Origin of the sequence: Proteiniborus ethanoligenes (assembly GCF_900107485.1) — a bacterium.
GTDB classification, from domain to species: Bacteria; Bacillota; Clostridia; order Tissierellales; family Proteiniboraceae; genus Proteiniborus; species Proteiniborus ethanoligenes.
Genome location: NZ_FNQE01000004.1, coordinates 85,031 through 104,981, shown reverse-complemented (window position 1 = coordinate 104,981; position 19,951 = coordinate 85,031). Strand labels below are relative to the sequence as shown.

Annotated in this window: 19 protein-coding genes; all 19 read left to right on the top strand. The window is 35.1% G+C overall.

The features are described from left to right. Positions 1-28 precede the first annotated feature (28 nt). On the top strand, positions 29-718 hold the full coding sequence (atpB, locus tag BLV37_RS03020) for a F0F1 ATP synthase subunit A (RefSeq protein ID WP_091727064.1): 690 nt from the start codon (positions 29-31) through the stop codon (positions 716-718). A gap of 56 nt (positions 719-774) precedes the next feature. Next, positions 775-1,044, top strand: coding sequence for an ATP synthase F0 subunit C (gene atpE / locus BLV37_RS03015; protein ID WP_091727061.1), 270 nt, complete (start codon positions 775-777; stop codon positions 1,042-1,044). Between the two features lie 110 nt (positions 1,045-1,154). Further along, entirely contained in the window at positions 1,155-1,667 is a 513-nt protein-coding gene (atpF, locus tag BLV37_RS03010; protein WP_091727059.1) for a F0F1 ATP synthase subunit B, read from the top strand. Further along, positions 1,655-2,206 (top strand): F0F1 ATP synthase subunit delta, encoded by a 552-nt coding sequence (locus BLV37_RS03005; protein WP_091727056.1) that lies wholly within the window; start codon positions 1,655-1,657, stop codon positions 2,204-2,206. The genes atpF and BLV37_RS03005 overlap by 13 nt, the downstream gene beginning before the upstream one ends. Before the next feature lie 14 nt (positions 2,207-2,220). Then, positions 2,221-3,726 (top strand): F0F1 ATP synthase subunit alpha, encoded by a 1,506-nt coding sequence (gene atpA, locus BLV37_RS03000; protein ID WP_091727053.1) that lies wholly within the window; start codon positions 2,221-2,223, stop codon positions 3,724-3,726. 50 nt (positions 3,727-3,776) lie between these two features. Then, positions 3,777-4,634: an ATP synthase F1 subunit gamma gene (atpG, locus tag BLV37_RS02995; RefSeq protein WP_091727051.1), complete on the top strand. Its 858-nt coding sequence runs from the start codon at positions 3,777-3,779 to the stop codon at positions 4,632-4,634. Positions 4,635-4,911: 277 nt separating this feature from the next. Beyond that, the gene (gene atpD, locus BLV37_RS02990; RefSeq protein WP_091727048.1) at positions 4,912-6,312 is read left to right on the top strand and encodes a F0F1 ATP synthase subunit beta; all 1,401 of its coding nucleotides are present in this window, start codon (positions 4,912-4,914) and stop codon (positions 6,310-6,312) included. Between the two features lie 12 nt (positions 6,313-6,324). Continuing rightward, complete coding sequence (locus BLV37_RS02985) at positions 6,325-6,723, top strand: F0F1 ATP synthase subunit epsilon (RefSeq protein ID WP_091727045.1); 399 nt, start codon at positions 6,325-6,327, stop codon at positions 6,721-6,723. A 459-nt stretch (positions 6,724-7,182) separates the two neighbouring features. Beyond that, positions 7,183-7,959, top strand: a complete 777-nt coding sequence (locus BLV37_RS02980) for a YwmB family TATA-box binding protein (protein ID WP_091727042.1) — start codon at positions 7,183-7,185, stop codon at positions 7,957-7,959. 41 nt (positions 7,960-8,000) lie between these two features. Then, positions 8,001-9,254 carry a UDP-N-acetylglucosamine 1-carboxyvinyltransferase gene (murA, locus tag BLV37_RS02975; RefSeq protein WP_091727040.1) on the top strand — a complete coding sequence of 418 codons (1,254 nt, stop codon included), beginning with the start codon at positions 8,001-8,003 and terminating at the stop codon, positions 9,252-9,254. 252 nt (positions 9,255-9,506) lie between these two features. Next, the gene (locus BLV37_RS02970; protein WP_091727037.1) at positions 9,507-11,249 is read left to right on the top strand and encodes a 5'-nucleotidase C-terminal domain-containing protein; all 1,743 of its coding nucleotides are present in this window, start codon (positions 9,507-9,509) and stop codon (positions 11,247-11,249) included. 248 nt (positions 11,250-11,497) lie between these two features. Further along, positions 11,498-13,525 carry a 5'-nucleotidase C-terminal domain-containing protein gene (locus BLV37_RS02965; RefSeq protein ID WP_091727036.1) on the top strand — a complete coding sequence of 676 codons (2,028 nt, stop codon included), beginning with the start codon at positions 11,498-11,500 and terminating at the stop codon, positions 13,523-13,525. Between the two features lie 192 nt (positions 13,526-13,717). Further along, positions 13,718-14,704, top strand: a complete 987-nt coding sequence (gene spoIID / locus BLV37_RS02960; RefSeq protein WP_091727033.1) for a stage II sporulation protein D — start codon at positions 13,718-13,720, stop codon at positions 14,702-14,704. Between the two features lie 419 nt (positions 14,705-15,123). After that, on the top strand, positions 15,124-15,957 hold the full coding sequence (locus BLV37_RS02955; protein WP_176967840.1) for a M23 family metallopeptidase: 834 nt from the start codon (positions 15,124-15,126) through the stop codon (positions 15,955-15,957). Between the two features lie 115 nt (positions 15,958-16,072). Next, complete coding sequence (gene spoIIID, locus BLV37_RS02950) at positions 16,073-16,327, top strand: sporulation transcriptional regulator SpoIIID (RefSeq protein ID WP_091727028.1); 255 nt, start codon at positions 16,073-16,075, stop codon at positions 16,325-16,327. Positions 16,328-16,519: 192 nt separating this feature from the next. After that, entirely contained in the window at positions 16,520-17,551 is a 1,032-nt protein-coding gene (gene mreB / locus BLV37_RS02945) for a rod shape-determining protein (protein WP_091727026.1), read from the top strand. Between the two features lie 11 nt (positions 17,552-17,562). Continuing rightward, a complete protein-coding gene (locus tag BLV37_RS02940) occupies positions 17,563-18,636 on the top strand; it encodes a flagellar hook-basal body protein (protein ID WP_208975186.1) in 1,074 nt (357 codons plus the stop codon). An 83-nt stretch (positions 18,637-18,719) separates the two neighbouring features. Next, a complete protein-coding gene (flgG, locus tag BLV37_RS02935; RefSeq protein WP_091727024.1) occupies positions 18,720-19,517 on the top strand; it encodes a flagellar basal-body rod protein FlgG in 798 nt (265 codons plus the stop codon). A 20-nt stretch (positions 19,518-19,537) separates the two neighbouring features. Further along, positions 19,538-19,867, top strand: a complete 330-nt coding sequence (locus BLV37_RS02930) for a rod-binding protein (RefSeq protein ID WP_091727021.1) — start codon at positions 19,538-19,540, stop codon at positions 19,865-19,867. Positions 19,868-19,951: the final 84 nt, after the last annotated feature.

Genomic DNA, 19,951 nt, shown 5'->3' with positions numbered 1-19,951 from the left:
ATTCTTACTATGAAAGGAGGTAGAAGATATGGAACCGGGAATTAAATTTACTATGCTAGGCAATCAAATATATATCCATGATAGTGTAGTTAATTCGTGGGTAATAGTAATTTTGCTGTCAATACTTGCCATTGTAGTAAATAAAAAAATTAAAAAAGCAAATATTGATGATAAGCCCAGTGGATTATTAAATGTTATGGAGATATTTGTTGAGGCCATAGAATCTTTAGTAAAAACTACAATGGGGCCAAGTAGAATAGGATTTGCTCCATTTATAGGAACTCTAGTATTGTACTTAGCGTGTGCTAATCTTTTTGGCCTAATAGGATTCACACCACCTACTTCTGATTATAATGTTACACTAGCTCTAGCAATGATTACCTTTACTTTGATTCATTTCTTTGGTATTAAATCAAATGGAATCAAAGGATATTTAAAAGGTTATTTTGAGCCTTTTCCATTATTATTTCCTATTAACCTATTAGGAGAGATTGCAACACCTATATCACTTTCTTTCCGTTTATTTGGAAATATTTTAAGTGGTGTTATTATAATGTCATTGGTATATATGGGCTTAAATAGTATATCTATGCTCATAACACCATTAGTAGCTCCAGTATTACATGTGTATTTCGATTTCTTCTCGGGGCTGATTCAAACATTTATATTTGCTATGCTTACTATGGTATACATTAGCAGTAAAATGGGAGATGAATAAAAGCAAAATTTTTATTAAATAAAAAATAAATTATGAAATTAAAGGAGGATATTATAATGTTACAAGGAATTTCAAGTGAAGCTTTTGTATTAGGATGTTCAGCAATAGGAGCAGGTTTAGCACTTATAGCAGGTATAGGTCCTGGAATAGGCCAAGGTATTGCTGCTGGTTATGGTGCACAAGCAGTTGGTAGACAACCAGAGGCAAAGGGAGATATTATCCAAACCATGCTTCTAGGTCAAGCGGTTGCAGAGACAACAGGTATCTACGGACTAGTTATAGGTATTATATTACTATTCGTAAGACCACTAATGGGAGCACTTTAGAATACAAAGAGGTGGGTACACCTACCCATCTCTTGTTTCTGCATGACTAAGCAATATAAATGGGAAGCCATTTTTTATATACTTCAGAGCAAGGAAGGGAGGCTTAAAGCATGGACGTTCAAATTAATGTATTACCAGATCTGGTCAACTTTTCACTACAGATTGCTGCAACAATAGTATTGTTTCTAATATTGAGACACTTTTTATTTGGACCAGTATCAGGCTTTTTGAATGCTAGAAAAGAAAAGATTGCTAAAGACATAGATGAAGCTAAGCTTCAAAGAGAAGAAGCTAATGCCCTAAGACTAGAATATGAATCAAGAATAGATGAAGCTAAAAATGAAGCAAGGGTAATAGTAGACTCTGCAAAGAAAAGAGGAGAAGAGCTTAAGGATCAAATTGTAGTAGAAGCAAAAACTGAAGCTAGTAATGTACTAGCTAAGGCTAAAAGCGACATACAAAGAGAAAGAGAAAAAACTATGGCTGACCTAAAGTCAGAGGTAGTTCAAATAGCTATGATGGCTGCTGAAAAGGTAGTAGAGAAAAGCTTAGACGAAAAGGCTCATAATGATATGATAAACAAGTTTATCGATGAGGTAGGGGAAGCACAATGGCAAAATTAATAGGTAAAAGATATGCAGAAGCCTTGTGTGAGGTAGCCCTTGAGCTAGATAAACTAGAAGATTTTAAAAATGAAATCAAGTCAATATCACAGGTACTTGAAAGTGAGCCAAAGCTAAAGATTATATTTGAGCATCCTAAGCTTTCAAAGGATGAGAAAAAAGACATAATAAACTCTATTTTTAAGGATAAAGTTTCTCAAGAAATACTTAACCTATGCTATATACTAATAGATAAAGGTAGAGAAAAGTTTGTAAAGGATATTAGTGAAGAATATACTAAGCTTTCAAATGAAAAGCAAGGAATAGTAGAAGCTAAAGCTATTACTGCGATTTCTATGAATGAAAAAGAAATGAAGAAGCTGGAAGATGAATTATCTAATAAGCTAGGTAAAAAGGTTCTTCTTTCTAATGTTATTGACAATACCATAATAGGTGGAGTTCTTGTAAAAATAGGCGACAAGGTTATAGATGCCAGCATTAAAGGAAGATTTGAAGAACTTCACAAGGATTTAAATAGTGTAAGAGTAAGAATAGGATAGGGGTGAAGAACTAAATGAATCTTAGACCTGAAGAAATTAGCTCAATTATAAAAGAGCAGATTAAAAGATATGAGAAAAAGCTTGATGTAGTAGATGTAGGTACAGTTATTCAAGTTGGAGACGGTATAGCAAGGATTCATGGACTTGAAAGCTGTATGTCTGGAGAGTTGTTAGAGTTCCCAGGTGAAGTATATGGTATGGCACTTAACCTTGAGGAAGACAACGTAGGTTGCGTTCTTTTAGGCTCTGATGAGAATATCAAAGAAGGCGACATAGTTAAGAGAACAGAAAGAATCGTTGAAGTTCCAGTTGGTGATGCATTAATAGGTAGAGTTGTAAACTCACTTGGTCAGCCTATAGACGGAAAAGGACCTATAAATACAGATAAGTTTAGACCTGTAGAGTCAAGAGCACCTGGAGTTATTGAAAGAAAATCAGTTTCTGCACCATTACAAACTGGTATTAAAGCCATAGACTCTATGATTCCTATAGGAAGAGGACAAAGAGAGCTTATCATAGGTGATAGACAAACAGGTAAAACAGCCATAGCTATAGATACTATAATAAACCAAAAAGGACAGGATGTTATCTGTATATATGTAGCTATAGGACAAAAAAGATCTACAGTAGCTCAGATAGTAAATACACTAGAATCAAAGGGCGCTATGGATTATTCTATCGTAGTTTCTGCAACAGCTAGTGAGCTAGCACCGCTTCAATATATAGCACCTTATGCTGGTGTGGCTATGGCAGAAGAATTTATGTATCAAGGAAAAGATGTGTTGATAATATATGATGACTTGTCTAAACACGCAGTTGCTTATCGTGCAATGTCATTACTACTAAGACGTCCACCAGGACGTGAAGCTTATCCTGGAGACGTATTCTATCTACACTCAAGACTATTAGAAAGAGCTGCAAGATTAGATGAAAAATATGGCGGAGGTTCAATAACTGCACTTCCAATTATAGAAACTCTAGCAGGAGATATATCAGCTTATATACCAACAAACGTAATATCCATAACAGATGGACAGATATTCCTTGAGTCAGAGTTGTTCTTCTCAGGACAAAGACCAGCTGTTAACTCAGGACTTTCCGTATCACGTGTTGGTGGAGCTGCACAGATCAAAGCTATGAAAAAAGTATCCGGAGGTATAAAGCTTGAGCTAGCTCAATATAGAGAGCTATCAGCCTTTGCTCAGTTTGGTTCAGAGCTTGACAAGGAAACTCAAGATAGATTATCCCATGGTGAAAGAATAATGGAGATCTTAAAACAGCCTCAATATAGCCCTATGCCTGTAGAAAAACAGATAATGGTTCTTTATGCTGTTACTAACAAGTATATGTCAGATGTACCACTAGAGAGAATAAAAGACTTTGAAAGAGAATTCCTAAACTTTATGGAAACCACTTATCCACAAGTAGGAAAGAAAATCATAGAAACAAAAGAATTAACTAAAGAAATAGAAGCTGAGCTTGTTAAAGGGATAGAAGAGTTTAAGAAGAGCTTTGCATAGCAGTATAAAACAGATTAAAGCTGTTATTCAAAGAAAAGAGAGGTGAGAACATGGCTCAAGCAATGAAGGATATAAAAAGAAGGATTAGAAGTATTAGCAGTACAAAGCAAATAACAAAGGCTATGGAATTGGTTTCATCAGCAAAGCTTAGAAAAGCTAGGGAAAAGCTCGAAAGAACTAGACCCTACTATCAAACCATAGTTAGAAGCATTGGAGACATTCTTTCTTCTACAACAGGTATAAAACATCCTTTATTGGAAAAACGCGAAGTAAAAAAGCGGGCTTTTATAGTGGTAACTGCTGACAGAGGCTTAGCAGGAGGCTACAACAGTAACGCAATAAAGCTAGCAGAAAGCAATATAGATGATAAAAACAACACTGTTTTAATAACAGCTGGTCAAAAAGGTAAGGATTACTTTAAAAGAAGAGGCTACAATATTGTTGGCGAATTTGTATCCATATCAGAAGACCCAGAGTATGCAGATGCTAGTAAAATAGGCAACCTTGCCACAGAATTATATAAAAATGGTGAGGTTGATGAAGTAAACCTAGTATATACTAGATTTAAAAGCGTTATATCTCAGGAACCGACAATACTTAAGCTTTTACCTGCTGAAAATATGAAAGAAGAAAAAACAGAAGGCTCAAAAACATTAATAGAATATGAGCCATCCCCTGAGGAAGTACTAGATTATATAATACCTAAGTATATAAACAGTGCCATATATGGTGCTTTGATAGAATCTTCAGCTAGTGAGCAAGGAGCGAGAAGAACAGCCATGGAATCTGCAACAGATAATGCAGAAGAAATGATAGACGACCTTGGACTAAAATACAACAGAGCACGTCAAGCATCCATAACTCAGGAAATATCAGAGATCGTAGGCGGAGCAGAAGCGCTTAAATAATTAACGATAGTGTAACGATGGTTTAACGATAGAGTAACAATAGTTTAACGATAGAGTAACAATAGTTTAACGATAGTGTAGCAATAGTTTAACGATAGTGTAACGATGGTTTAACGATAGTGTAGCAATAGTTTAACGATAGTGTAACGATGGTTTAACGATAGTGTAACGATGGTTTAACGATAGTTTAACTACTGTTCAACTACTGTTCAACTACTGTTCAACTACTGTTCAACTATAGTTCAACCACTGTTCATAAAGCAAAGGAGTGAAATAAATGGCCGAAAAAAACATAGGTAAAGTAGTTCAAATAATCGGACCTGTGTTGGATATAAGATTTAGCGAAGAAAATCTGCCAAACCTTCTAAATGCTATAGAAATACAAGGACAAGATTCTAAGGTAGTGGCAGAGGTGGCACAGCACATTGGCGACGATACAGTTAGATGTATTGCCATGTCTTCCACAGATGGCCTTGTTAGAGGCATGGAGGCTGTAGATACAGGAAGCCCTATAACAATTCCTGTAGGAAAGGCTACATTAGGAAGATTATTTAATGTTCTTGGAGAAACAATTGATGAAGTTGGCGCTATAGATACAGAAGAACACTTCCCAATCCATAGACCATCACCATCATTTGAAGAACAAGAAACAGCTACTGAAATATTTGAAACAGGAATAAAAGTTATAGACTTAATAGCACCATATGCAAAAGGTGGTAAAATAGGTCTATTCGGTGGAGCAGGTGTTGGAAAGACAGTTCTTATTCAAGAGCTTATTAACAACATAGCAAAAGAGCACGGTGGATTATCAGTATTCTCCGGTGTTGGAGAGAGAACAAGAGAAGGAAATGACCTATACTATGAAATGAAAGACTCTGGAGTTATAGACAAAACAGCACTAGTATTTGGCCAGATGAATGAACCACCAGGAGCTAGAATGAGAGTTGCATTAACAGGACTTACAATGGCAGAATACTTTAGAGATGTGCAAGGACAGGACGTACTTCTATTTATAGACAATATATTTAGATTTACTCAAGCAGGCTCAGAGGTTTCAGCTTTACTTGGACGTATGCCAAGTGCCGTTGGTTACCAGCCTACATTGGCTACAGAGATGGGACTTCTACAAGAGAGAATCACATCTACTAAGAAAGGCTCAATAACATCAGTTCAGGCTGTATATGTACCTGCAGACGACTTAACAGACCCTGCACCAGCTACTACATTTGCTCACTTGGATGCTACAACAGTTTTATCACGTGCAATATCAGAGCTAGGAATATATCCAGCAGTTGACCCACTAGATTCATCATCTAGAATCCTAGACCCATTAGTTGTAGGAGAAGAGCATTACCAGGTAGCTCGTGAAGTACAAGAAATTCTTCAAAGATACAAAGAGCTTCAAGATATTATAGCTATACTTGGTATGGATGAATTATCTGAGGACGATAAAGTAACAGTTGCACGTGCTAGAAGAATTCAACGTTTCTTATCTCAACCATTTAGTGTTGCAGAGCAATTTACAGGTATGCCAGGAGCATATGTACCACTAAAAGAAACTATTAGAGGCTTTAAGGAAATACTTGAAGGAAAGCATGACAATCTTCCTGAATCAGCATTCTTATTCGTAGGAACAATAGAAGAAGCTGTTGAAAAAGCTAAGAAAATGGGATATTAGGAGGTGCTTTAAATGGCAGGATTTATGCTAGAAATAGTAACTCCTGATAGGAAGTTTTTCGAAGAAGAAGTAGACATGATAATAGTAAGAGGCGTAGAAGGAGAATTAGGTATTCTAAAGGGTATGTCACCCTTAGTAACTCCACTTGGCATAGGAAAGATTCAGATAAAACAAGGCGACAAAACTAGAACAGCAGCAGTGGCAGGTGGATATATAGAAGTAACTAAAGAAAAATCAACTATTGTTTCAGACGCTTGCGAATGGCCTGAAGAAATAGATGTAGAGAGAGCAGAAGAAGCAAAGAAAAGAGCAGAAGAAAGACTAGCAAGAAGAGACAATATAGACGTAGCAAGAGCAGAAATCTCTCTTAAAAAAGCAGTAAACAGAATAAATGTTGCAGAAGAAGAATAAAAATTATAAAAATGAGTTGGAATTTTCCAACTCATTTTGTTTTTTTCTATGTATAAAACCCCCTATTAGATGTTAATACTTGTTTATGAGGAAAGGTGGCTCCATTGCAAAAGTGTTTTGTCCCCCTTTACATTTTTGCATTTTATCCTTTCCTCAAATTACTTAATTGAACAGTAGTTAAACAGTAGTTGAATAGTAGTTGAACAGTAGTTGAACAGTAGTTGAACAGTAGTTGAACAGTAGTTGAACAGTAGTTGAACAGTAGTTGAACAGTAGTTGAACAATAGTTTAACAATTGTTAAACTATCGTTACACTATCGTTAAACTATCGTTAAACTATCGTTAAACTATCGTTACACTATCGTTTAACTATCGTTAAACTATCGTTAAACTATCGTTAAACTATCGTTAAACTATCGTTACACTATCGTTACACTATCGTTAAACCGGAGGGGTAAAATGAAAAAGATAAAAAATATTATTTCAATTGGACTCATAATACTACTAACATTTATAAATTGGTCATATGCAGACAAGGAAGGTTTAAAAAATGAAGACCTGTTCATAAAGGCCTTTGAAGAAACAGGAGCAGATTTTTTTCAGCTCAACCTTAATTTTAGCGGAACTATGTTCGAAGATTATAAGGATAGGGAAGAACTTAGTTTAATTATGGACTACATAATAAAAGAATTAGATTTAATCGGATTAGAAGAAAAAGAGGAAGCTGAATACGAAGATATAAATACAGAAGCCTTTAGTAGCTGCCAAATAGTCACCTATGGAAAGGACAAGGAGCAAGGCTTATTTACTATAATACTTTATTCATATTTAGATAAAGAAGCAAATACTGGAGAAACAAGTATAGTAATAGACATTACACAAGAAAAAGATTATAATAAACTTGGAGAAACAACAAGAAAAATTGAAAATTTGTATAAAACATACAATATAAAATCAGAAAATACCTATTGCATTATTGGTACATTTGAGGCAGAATTAGATATGAGAAATGTACTAAAAAAAATAACAAAAGCTCTTTCCATAACAAATAGCAGTAAAATAGAAGGTCTAATAGAAAATGAAATAATAAGCATTTCCGCATATTCACCAGATATTGATAGATTTATATATACAGGAAATAAAAAGATGAATTTAAATATTGCTATGAGTTATAATGAATATGAAGGGAAAACATATATACTTATGGGATACCCAATAATTGCAATAGGATACTAACAGCCAACTAAGAACTAACAACAAAAGGGAGGAAACAATACGTGCCAAAGATTATTGTTGAGAAGAGTCCTGCATTAAAAGGCTCTGTAAAAGTTAGTGGAGCAAAAAACTCTACACTACCAATTATAGCAGCTTCACTTCTTTCGCAAGAAACATGTACACTTGAAGATATTCCAGCTTTAGATGATGTAGATGTAATAAGTGAAGTTCTTGCAGCTTTAGGTGTTGACATAAATAGACATAATAAAAATATTTTAGAGATTAATTCTTCAAAGATAACTAATATTGAAGCACCCTATGAATTAATGAGAAAAATGAGAGCTTCTTTTCTAGTAATGGGACCTTTATTGGCCAGGATGGGTAAAGCAAGAATATCTCTTCCTGGAGGCTGTGCCATAGGTACTAGACCTATAGATTTGCACTTAAAAGGGTTTAAGGCATTAGGAGCAAATATAGAAGTAGGTCATGGCTATGTAGAAGCATATGCAGATAAACTAATTGGAGATAAGATATATCTTGATTTTCCAAGTGTGGGAGCCACAGAAAACATAATGATGGCAGCTACAATGGCAAAGGGAGAAACAATCATAGAAAATGCTGCAATGGAGCCTGAAATAGTAGATTTAGCAAATTTCCTTAATAAAATGGGGGCAGATATAAAGGGCGCAGGTACTAACAATATCAGAATAAAGGGAGTAACAGAGCTAGGCAAGACAAGACACTCAGTAATTCCAGACAGAATAGAGGCAGGAACATATATGATAGCTGCTGCTATAACTGGAGGAGATGTACTTATTGAAAATGTAATACCTAGCCATATTAAACCTATAATTGCAAAGCTAATAGAAGCAGGAATAGATGTAGAGGAAAAAGAAGATAGTGTGAGAGTCATTGCTAAGAATGGCATAAAATCCGTTGATATAAAGACACTTCCTTATCCTGGTTTTCCTACAGATATGCAGTCGCAATTTATGGCACTAATGAGTATAGCCAATGGAACTAGTGTAATGATAGAAACTGTATTTGAAAATAGATTCATGCATGTTGATGAGCTAAAAAGAATGGGAGCAAATATAAAAATTGACGGTAGAAGCGCAATTATACAAGGTACAGATAAGATGATGGGAGCACCTGTAAAAGCTACAGATTTAAGAGCAGGAGCAGCACTTATATTAGCAGGATTAGTATCAGAGGGCCATACAGAAATAAGCGATATATATCATATAGACAGAGGATATACAGACATAGAACAAAAGCTTTCAAATATGGGAGCTAAAATATATAGAGTAGAATAAGATAAAGCTGACAAGGAAATAAGGACTTGTCAGTTTTTTAGTTGCGAATGATGGAACAATAGGGGAACGATAGTTTAACAATAGTTTAACAGTAGAGGAACAATAGTTGAACGATGGTTAAACTATCGTTCAACAACCGTTTAACTACCGTTAATATAAATTGTATAACTTTTTGCTTTAAGAAGGAATTTTCTTTCTTTTATAGAATAATATTATTAATGTGCAAAAAATAAATCTTAAAGGAGGATTATTATGAACTTCAAGAAAACAAGAATTCTTAGCTTAATAGTTACACTTTCAATGGTACTAGGACTAGTCTTTGCACCAATAGTAGGAGTTTATGCAGAAGAAAATACAATAGAAATTACAATAGTACATACAAACGATACCCACTCAAGAGTTGAAGCTGGAATAGGATTTGCAAAGATTGCAGCAAAAGTAAAAGAGCTAAAAGAAGCAAATCCAAACACTTTATTAGTTGATGCAGGTGACACACTTCATGGACAAAGCTTTGCTACAATCTCAAAGGGAGAAAGTATAGTTAAGGTTATGAATGCTATGGGATATGATGTAATGACTCCTGGCAACCATGATTTTAACTATGGACAAGACAGATTATTAGAACTTAAAGAATTAATGGAATTTCCATTAATAGCTGCAAATGTTATAAAAACAGATGGTTCTCCATTACTTGAGCCATTTGTAATAAAAGAAGTTGGCGGACTAAAAATAGGTATATTTGGTCTTGCAACCCCAGAGACTACAGTTAAAACAAATCCTAAAAATGTTATAGGATTAACATTTAAAGATCCAGTAGAGTCTGCAAAAGAAATGGTAGCAAAGCTTAAGGAAGAAAAAGTAGATGCTATAATAGCATTGGCACATTTAGGAATTGATGAAGAAAGTGTAGATACAGCTTACAAGGTAAGAGACAATGTAGAAGGAATAGACCTTATAATAGATGGACACAGTCATACACATCTAGACAAAATAGACAATGAAGAAAAAGCTACTAAGATAGTACAAACAGGAGAATACAACAATAACTTAGGTATAATTAACTTAACCTTCAAAGATGGAAAATTAGAAAGTATAGAGCCTACACTATTTAGTTTAGAAGCAGCAGCAGAATTAGAAGCAGATGCTGATGTAGCTGCTCTTATTGCAGAAGTAAAAAAAGGAAATGAAGAAATCACTTCAGTAGTAGTAGGAAAAACAGACGTGGTACTTGTTGGAGAAAGAAACAATGTAAGAGGTGGAGAAACAAACCTTTCAAACCTTATAACAGCTGCAATGCTATCAGCATCAGAAGCTGACATGGCTATAACAAATGGTGGTGGAATAAGAGCTTCAATAGAAGCTGGAGATATCACTATGGGAGATATAATAACAGTTCTTCCATTTGGTAACTATGTTATAGTAAAGGAATATACAGGGGCACAAATATTAGCAGCTCTTGAGCATGGAACAGCTAGTTATCCAGCAGCTGCAGGTTCATTTGCACAGGTAGCAGGTGCAACATTTACTCTAGATTTAAATGCAGAAGCAGGCAGTAGAGTTAAAGACGTTAAAATAGGTGGAGAGCCACTTGACTTAGGTAAAACATACAAGGTAGCTACAAACGACTTCATGGCAGCAGGTGGAGACGGATATGAAATGTTTAAAGAAGGAGCTCTTGTAGTTGAACTACCAGGTCTTGACGAAATCCTGATTGAATATGTTAAGGAGTTAGACTCAATACCAGCAACAGCTAATCCAAGAATGACAGTAATAGAGAAAGAAGTAGTAGAAGAACCAACACCAGAACCAACACCAACTCCAGTAGAAGAGCCAAAGGTAGAAGTACCAGCTGGACAAAAATACACTGTAAAGGCTGGAGACGTACTTTGGAGAATAGCTAAACAATTTGGCTTAGCTTGGGAAAAGCTAGCTGAATTCAACAGCCTAAAGAATCCACATCTAATATTCCCAGGACAAGAAATTTTGATACCATAGAACTATAAAAACGAGGGCAACCTCGTTTTTTTATTGAGAACGGTTGAACCATAGTTTAACGATTGTTCAACTACCGTTCAACTACCGTTCAACTACCGTTCAACTACTGTTCAACTACTGTTCCCCTACCGTTCAACAACTGTCCAACTAAAAAATGACATAATTGGTTAATTTGGAAGGATTTTTTGGACGAGTATAGAATATATTGTATTACGTAGTAAAAATTCAATTATTAAGGAGGATGACAAATGAAATTTAAAACTAAAAAAATACTTAGCCTAATTGTAACACTTTCATTATTATTAGGTATTTTCGTAGTGCCAGCAATGGCAAACGCTGAAGATACAGTGAAGATTACTATATTAGGCACTACAGACGTTCATGGCAACATCTATAATTGGTCATACGAGGATGCAAAAGCAAATGAAAGTGTTGGTCTTGCAAAGGTTTTCACAGTTGTACAAAAGGTAAGAGAAGAAAATCCTAACACAATACTGTTAGACAATGGTGATACTATACAGGGAACAGTGTTGACAGATGACTTATACAATGTAAACCTAGATGAGCCTAATCCAGTGATAGCAGCTATGAACTTTATGGGCTACGATGCAATGACATTAGGTAATCATGAGTTTAACTTTGGACTTGATCTAGTTAATAAAATAATAGAAGAAGCAGAATTTCCTATGTTATCAGCAAACACTTATAAAAGAGCAGATGATACACACTATGTAAAGCCTTATATAGTAAAAGAAATAGCAGGAGTTAAAGTAGGTATTTTAGGCTTAACAACACCAAGTATCCCAAGATGGGATGGAGCTAAAGTAGACAGCCTTTACTTTACACATATGGCAGAAGAAGCAGAAAAGCAAATTAAATTATTAAAAGAAACAGAAAAAGTAGACATCATAATAGCTACAGCTCACTCAGGACTAGAAAGCAGACACGAGGAAGACGGTGGCGATGCTGTTAAACTAGTTATAGAAAGAAATCCTGAAATAGAAGCAATGCTAATAGGCCACGACCATGAAAGCATAGCAAGAATGGAAGGAAATGTAGCTATAGGAGCTGCAAGAGACCAAGGCAGACAAGTAGTTAGAATAGACTTAACCTTACAAAAAGATGGAGAAGGCTGGAAGGTAATAGAAAAGACTCCTTCACTTATAGAAGTAGTAGAATTTGAAGCATCAGAAGAGCTAAAAGAGCATACTAAAGTATACCACGAAGCTACATTAGAATTCTTAAAGGAAACTTTAGGAGTAGCAACAGATGATTTCCACCCAGCATCTGAAGTAAAAGGTATTCCAGAGGCTCAAGTAAGAGATACAGCAGTTATAGATCTTATAAATACAGTACAGCTTAAGTATACAGGAGCAGACATAGCTGCAGCAGCACTGTTTAAGAATGATTCTAACATCAGAAAAGGGAACATTTCATTTAATAATATATTTGACATATACAAATACCCTAACACTCTTGTAGGGGTAGAGGTAACAGGAAAAGAGCTAAAGGCTTATATGGAATGGTCAGCAGCATATTATAACACTTACAAACCAGGAGATGTGACTATAAGCTTTAATCCTAACATAAGAGGCTATAACTATGATATGTTTGCAGGAGTAGAATACAAGGTAGACATATCTAAGCCAGTAGGAGAAAGAATAGTAGACCTAGTATTTAAGGGTAATCCAGTAAAAGAAGATGATGTATTTAAGCTTGCTATCAACAACTATAGATATAGTGGAATGAAGGATATGGGAATCATAAATGGTGAAGCATACCTAGAAACAGACCCAATATCACTTAGAAGCTATATAGCAGATTATATTAAAGAGCAAGGAACTATTTCTCCAGAGGTAGATAACAACTGGAGTGTTGTGGGAGCAGATTTAAATCATCCATTAAGAGACTATATAATAGAGCAAGTAAATAAAGGAGAAATACAAGTACCTGTATCACAAGATGGAAGAACACCAAATGTTAAAGCTCTTAATGTTTATGAGCTAGCAGCAGAAGGAAAAATACCTGCTGAATTAGCAAAAGAGCATGGACTATTACCAACAGAAGAACCAGCTCCAGAACCAATACCAGCACCAGCTCCAGTAGAAGAGCCAAAGGTAGAAGTACCAGCTGGACAAAAATACACTGTAAAAGCTGGAGACGTACTCTGGAAGATAGCAGAACAATTTGGATTAGCTTGGGAAAAGCTAGCTGAATTCAATAGCCTAAAGAATCCACACCTAATATTCCCAGGACAAGAAATCTTAATACCATAGAACTATAAAAAAGCCAAGGATAAATTCCTTGGCTTTTTTAATTCCTAAAAATTTTTTCATATAGCTTATCCCCCACGCATACAATTTAATTAAAGCAGAACGATGGTGTAACAATAGTTTAACGATTGTTTAACTACTGTTCAACTACTGTTCCTTTACTGTTCAACTACCGTTCAAAAAAGGGGGAAGCGCATGAGAAACATAATTATATACATAGTATTTATTTTATTCATTACCATATTGCTACCTTTATTTTTAGTAAAAGGATGTAGCGTGGACAAGGAAACCCCTATAAAAGATAGTCCACAAAAGGTAGCTCAAAATAAGGAGCTTGTCAAAATATACAATACAAAAACTAAAAACACAGACGAAATGGAGCTAGAGGAATATCTTAAAGGAGTATTAGCTGCAGAGATGCCTGCAGCATTTCATATAGAAGCCCTAAAGGCTCAAGCCATAGCCGCAAGAACCTATGCGCTAAACCGTATTCAAAGATATGGTCAAGGACACCCCGAGCATATTACAGCGCCATTATGTACTGGAGTACATTGTCAGGCATACCTTACCTTAGCTGAGCTAAAAGACAAACATGGAGAAAGCTGGATTATAGAATATTGGCCTAGAATAGTAAGTGCAGTAGAAGATACTAAGCATATGGTGCTTACATATGATGGTGAGCTAATAGAAGCAGCTTACCATTCTACAAGCGGGGGTATGACAGAGGATTCGGAAAATGTATTTGCAACTGCAAGACCATATTTAAGGTCCGTCCAAAGCCCTTACGAAGAAGGAGCTCCTAAGCTAAAGGATAGTATATCCATGCCCTTCAACGACTTTGTGAAAAAGCTAAATGAAAAGTATCCAAATACCAAAATTACTAAAAAAAATATAACACAAATGATAAAGGTAGCTGACAAAAGCGATACAGGCAGGATAATGAAGCTAATGATAGGAGACAAAATAGTAGAAGGAAGAGAATTTAGAGCGCTCTTCAATCTAAATTCTACTAACTTTAAAGTAAACTTAATAGGAGACACCATACAAATAGAAACTCTTGGGAATGGTCATGGAGTAGGTATGAGTCAATGGGGAGCCAACGGCATGGCTAAAAACGGCAGTTCACATGAAGAAATATTAAAGCATTACTATCAAGGAGTGGAGATAAGGAAATATAATTAAGAATTAAAAATTTCAATAACAGTAGTGGAACGATAGTTTAACAATAGTGTAACGATAGTTTAACAATAGTGTAACAATAGTGTAACGATAGTTTAACGATAGTTTAACGATAGTTTAACAATTGTTTAACTACTGTTTAACTACTGTTCAACTACTGTTTAACTACTGTTTAACTACTGTTCAACTACTGTTTAACTACTGTTCAACTACTGTTCAACTAGCAACTAAAAAACTGAGATTCTTCTCATCTGTTCAGAAAGACAGTCCCTAGCTTCTAAATTTTAGTATTTAGCTAAGAACTAAGAACTAACACCGTCATTCTGAGCGTAGTGAAGAATCTCTATTTTTTTGCAAAAAATATATTTTTCTATGTATGAATTTTCTAAAGCTGGTCATAATATCTAATGGAGGTGGGGCGTATGGACGAGTTTAACAAAAAACCAAATGATAGTGAAATTGATAATGACAAAAAAGATAAAACTAATTTAATTCTAAATAGAATAGGTAAAGCGACAAAAACAATTACAGACAAAGATGGTTTTTATATTATCTTATTCCTTTGTATATGTATAGTAACAACCACAGCAGTATGGGTGTCAAAAAGTAATTATGATAAAGCAAACAAACTAGACAACGAAGATTATATTGAATTTGCTAAGGGCTATTTTGATGACATTGATGACCTTGAAGAAGAGGATAAAAATGTCACATTAATAGAGAAAAAAGAAGCACCATTAACTCAAGATACAAAAGACAAAGAGGCGGCCACCTCAGAAGAACAAATGATAAAAGTTACATCAACATTAGAAAATACTACACAAAAACAAGAATTAGCGGCAGTAGCAATGGTCCAGCCGGTTTTAGGGAACATAGGCATGGATTATGCAGATAATAGGCTAGTATATTCAAAAACCCTAGAACAATGGACTACACACAATGGAATAGACATAAAAGGAAGTGAAGGAACAGCAGTAAAGGCAGTTCTTGATGGAACCGTCATAGAAGTAGAAAAAGACACTGAGCTAGGAATAGTCATCACTATAGATCATGGGAACGGACTACAAACAAAATACGGGTGTCTATCAACAGCTGACATGGTCACAGTTGGCAAGGAAGTAAAAAAAGGTGATGCAATAAGTGGAATAGGTAAAGGAGTAGGTATTGAATTAGCAGATGGACCACATCTACATTTTGAAGTAATTAAAGACGGGAAAAATGTTAATCCCAAGCAGTTTTTACCTAAGCTTAAATAATATTTACAAAATAATGCACAACGTAACGTCAGTAGTTCTAATATATGAATTTTTCGCATAAGTATTATTTAAAAAGACTCATATTCACAAGAATACCGCAAAGGGGGTTGAATTATTGAAGGATTATATAGAGGAAAGGGCATTGGAGATTGCCAAATATATAATAAGAGAAAAAGCTACAGTAAGACAAACCGCTAATGTTTTTGGTGTAAGTAAAAGTACTGTACATAAGGATGTAACCGAACGTCTCCCTAGGATAAACCCTCTTGTAGCAGGAAATGTAAAAAAAGTGCTAGATATGAACAAGGCAGAGAGACATATTAGAGGCGGCAAGGCAACTAAAATGAAGTACAAAGCAATCAACAACTAATGAAGATTTTCAAAACTTAATATAAAAAAAACAAAAAATATTATTTCCAACTGGAGATAATATTTTTTTGTTATATTTACAAGAAAAAAAGAGGAATTTTGGAAAATATATAGAAATAGATTAGGATACTGTATTTACGGTGAATTGACTGTACTAAACATGCGATAATAAAAATGAAAGAGAGGTTTAGATATGTTTTCATTAAGATCTGATATGGGTATTGACTTAGGGACAGCCAGTATATTAGTGTACATAAAAGGAAAAGGAATAGTACTTCAAGAGCCATCGGTAGTTGCTATAGACAAAAATTCAAATAAATTGTTAGCAGTAGGCGAAGAAGCAAGAAGAATGCTAGGGAGAACTCCTGGCAACATAATAGCTATAAGACCACTTAAGGACGGAGTAATTTCTGATTATGAAATAACAGAGCGAATGCTTAAATACTTTATAGATAAAGCAGCAGGAAGGATGGTCTTTAAACCAAGGGTCATAGTATGTGTGCCTAGTGGAGTTACAGAGGTAGAAAAAAGAGCGGTATTAGAAGCCTGCAATCAAGCAGGTGCTAGAAAAACATATTTAATAGAAGAGCCTGTAGCAGCAGCCATAGGAGCCGGATTAGACATAACAGAGCCTACTGGTCATATGATAGTAGACATAGGCGGAGGCACTACAGACGTTGCAGTAATATCCCTAGGAGGAATAGTAGTAAGTAAATCAATAAAAGTAGCTGGAGATAAATTTGACGAAGCCATAGTAAGATACATAAGAAAGAAGCACAATATTATGATTGGAGAAAGAAGTGCTGAAGAATTAAAGATAAATGTAGGAACTGCATATCCAAGAAAAACTCAGGTTTCAATGGATATAAGAGGACGAAACCTAGTCACTGGTCTTCCTAAAAATGTGAGTATTACATCAGAGGAAATGCTTGAGGCATTAGAGGAGCCAGTAACTGCCATAGTAGAGACAGTACATTCAGTTCTCGAAAAAACACCACCAGAGCTAGCAGCTGATATAGGAAATATTGGCTTGGTAATGACAGGCGGAGGTTCATTATTGTGGGGAATGGATGAGCTTATAAACAAGAGAACAGGTATACCTGTCCACATAGCAGAAGATCCTGTGTCATGTGTTGCTGTAGGTACAGGAAAATCATTAGAGTGGGTAGATGTTCTTGAAAACAGTGTATTATCAGATGAACAAAGAAGAAAAAGTTATGATTAGGAGTTGGTTTTATGAATAGATCCATGTATATTGCAGCATCAGCCTTACTATTAAACCAAAAAAGAATAGATGTAATATCTAATAACCTTGCCAATGCAAATACTAAGGGCTTTAAAAAAGACATAGTCATATCAGAAGCCTTTCCAGAGGTACTGCTTAGCAAGATTAACGACAGGATAGACATGGACAACCATAAGGCTTTTAGAGGAGTAAATGTACAAGTAGAAGAAGATGCATACACTTTATCAATTAATTCAGGATATTTTAAAGTAAGAACACCTGCTGGCGTAGGCTATAGTAGGGACTTGAAATTTATAATAGATGATAATGGTTATCTTAAAACTCATTATAAGGATCTAAATGCACAAAATAAAACAGACGGAGAAAACTATGTATTAGGTCAAAATGGACCTATAAGAGTAGAAGACAGAAACATAGAAATTGACAATAGAGGAAATGTAATCTCTAATGGACAAATAGTAGATAATCTTATAACCTTTACACCTTTTAATGTAATAGGGACAACTAGTGGTGGAGTTAGATTAGATAAAGTAGGAATAGACTACACAGAAGGCACTCTAATCGAAACAGGGAACAAGCTTGACCTAGCCTTAAAGGGTGACGGATTTTTTAGTATAGAAACGCCAGAGGGCATAAGGTACACAAGAGATGGTTCATTTACATTGAACTCTAATGGAGAGCTAGTAACTAAGGAAGGCTATGCTGTATTAGGACAATATGGTCCTATAGTACTATCCCATAATAGTTTCGATATTAATGAGAATGGTGATATAATTGTAGAAGGACAAGTCGAAAATAGTCTAGTTATAGTAAGCTTTGACAACAAAGAATATCTGAGAAAACAAGGAAACAATCTATACGCAGTTTTAGAAAATGTAGATCCAGGTGAAACTGAGTTTGTAGGTCAAGTACTGTCAGGATACCTAGAGGCCTCAAATGTAGATACCATAAAAGAAATGGTAAGCATGATAACAGCCTACAGAAGCTACGAGTCAAGCCAAAAAGTAATAAAAACCCAAGACGAGCTTCTAGAAAAGATAGTAAATGAATTAGGAAGAGTTTAGAACAATAGTTGAACGATAGTTTAACGATGGTTAAACGATTGTTACTTGACTGTTAAACTACTGTTAAAAAAGGATGTGAATTTATGATTCGTTCATTGTACACAGCAGCAACAGGAATGAAAGCTCAACAGCTAAACATAGACACAATATCAAATAACCTATCCAATGTAAACACAAATGGATATAAAACACAAAGAGCAGAATTTAAAGACTTATTATATGTAGCCATGAAAAAGACAAACCTAACAGATGATGGAGGTGCTCCAGTAAATCTTGAAGTGGGACATGGAGTTATGCCTACTGCTACTACAAGAGATTTTAGAAAAGGGAGCCTAATACCTACAGAAAATCCTCTTGACTTTGCTATAGATGGAGAAGGATTTTTTTCAGTATTGCTACCTAATGAACAAGTAAGATATACTAGAGATGGAAGCTTTAAGCTAAGCGTAGACGGAGACGAAGCTATGCTAGTTACATCTGACGGTTATATAGTACTTGATGAAGATGATGCTGAGATAATCATCGAAAGCGGGATGAAGGACATAAACGTAGACCAATTTGGCTATATAACTGCAAGAGATGAAGATGATGAGATAATTGAAATAGGAAGACTAAAAATAGTCAACTTTATAAATCCAGCAGGTCTACTAAGTGAAGGACAGAATCTATTCAGCATGACAGCTGCATCTGGAGAAGAGTACATGCTAGAGCCAGAGGAAATGGAAAGCAAGATAATACAAAGATACCTAGAAGCTTCAAACGTCCAAGTAGTAGACGAAATGGTAAATATGATAACTGCACAAAGAGCTTATGAAATAAACTCAAAAACAATACAAGTATCAGATGAAATGCTTCAGATGGCAAATAATCTAAGAAGGTAATAAAAACTTAAGGTGATTTTATGAATATAATCGATTCAAATCTTAATATGTTAATAAATACAAATGCATATGATGAAAACAAAATCAAACAAACAGCCCAAAATGCAAATAATAAGGAAGATGACAAGGTCCTTATGAAAGCGTGTCAAGATTTTGAAGCCATATTTGTTCATATGCTACTAAAATCCATGCGTTCAACTGTGGAAGACAGCGGACTAATAGAGAAAAGCACAGCAAGAGAAATATTCGAAGACATGCAGGACCAAGAGCTAGCTAGCCATCTAAGCAAAGAAAGCAATGGCATAGGCATAGCCAAAATGCTCTACGAGCAAATGAAAAGAAACTACTAAAGAAGGCCAAGGCCTTCTTTTTGTCATCTTTAGCTGTTAGCTAGTAGCTAACAACTAACAACTAACAACTAACAACTAACAACT

Bases quoted from the DNA above. Each gene is read 5' to 3' on its own strand.
- BLV37_RS02955 (WP_176967840.1), top strand. From the start codon at position 15,124: ATGGACGAGTTTAACAAAAAACCAAATGATAGTGAAATTGATAATGAC.
- atpA (WP_091727053.1), top strand. From the start codon at position 2,221: ATGAATCTTAGACCTGAAGAAATTAGCTCAATTATAAAAGAGCAGATT.
- BLV37_RS03005 (WP_091727056.1), top strand. From the start codon at position 1,655: ATGGCAAAATTAATAGGTAAAAGATATGCAGAAGCCTTGTGTGAGGTA.
- atpB (WP_091727064.1), top strand. From the start codon at position 29: ATGGAACCGGGAATTAAATTTACTATGCTAGGCAATCAAATATATATC.
- BLV37_RS02980 (WP_091727042.1), top strand. From the start codon at position 7,183: ATGAAAAAGATAAAAAATATTATTTCAATTGGACTCATAATACTACTA.
- BLV37_RS02970 (WP_091727037.1), top strand. From the start codon at position 9,507: ATGAACTTCAAGAAAACAAGAATTCTTAGCTTAATAGTTACACTTTCA.
- atpF (WP_091727059.1), top strand. From the start codon at position 1,155: ATGGACGTTCAAATTAATGTATTACCAGATCTGGTCAACTTTTCACTA.
- mreB (WP_091727026.1), top strand. From the start codon at position 16,520: ATGTTTTCATTAAGATCTGATATGGGTATTGACTTAGGGACAGCCAGT.
- spoIID (WP_091727033.1), top strand. From the start codon at position 13,718: ATGAGAAACATAATTATATACATAGTATTTATTTTATTCATTACCATA.
- BLV37_RS02930 (WP_091727021.1), top strand. From the start codon at position 19,538: ATGAATATAATCGATTCAAATCTTAATATGTTAATAAATACAAATGCA.
- atpG (WP_091727051.1), top strand. From the start codon at position 3,777: ATGGCTCAAGCAATGAAGGATATAAAAAGAAGGATTAGAAGTATTAGC.
- atpE (WP_091727061.1), top strand. From the start codon at position 775: ATGTTACAAGGAATTTCAAGTGAAGCTTTTGTATTAGGATGTTCAGCA.
- flgG (WP_091727024.1), top strand. From the start codon at position 18,720: ATGATTCGTTCATTGTACACAGCAGCAACAGGAATGAAAGCTCAACAG.
- atpD (WP_091727048.1), top strand. From the start codon at position 4,912: ATGGCCGAAAAAAACATAGGTAAAGTAGTTCAAATAATCGGACCTGTG.
- BLV37_RS02965 (WP_091727036.1), top strand. From the start codon at position 11,498: ATGAAATTTAAAACTAAAAAAATACTTAGCCTAATTGTAACACTTTCA.
- BLV37_RS02940 (WP_208975186.1), top strand. From the start codon at position 17,563: ATGAATAGATCCATGTATATTGCAGCATCAGCCTTACTATTAAACCAA.
- BLV37_RS02985 (WP_091727045.1), top strand. From the start codon at position 6,325: ATGGCAGGATTTATGCTAGAAATAGTAACTCCTGATAGGAAGTTTTTC.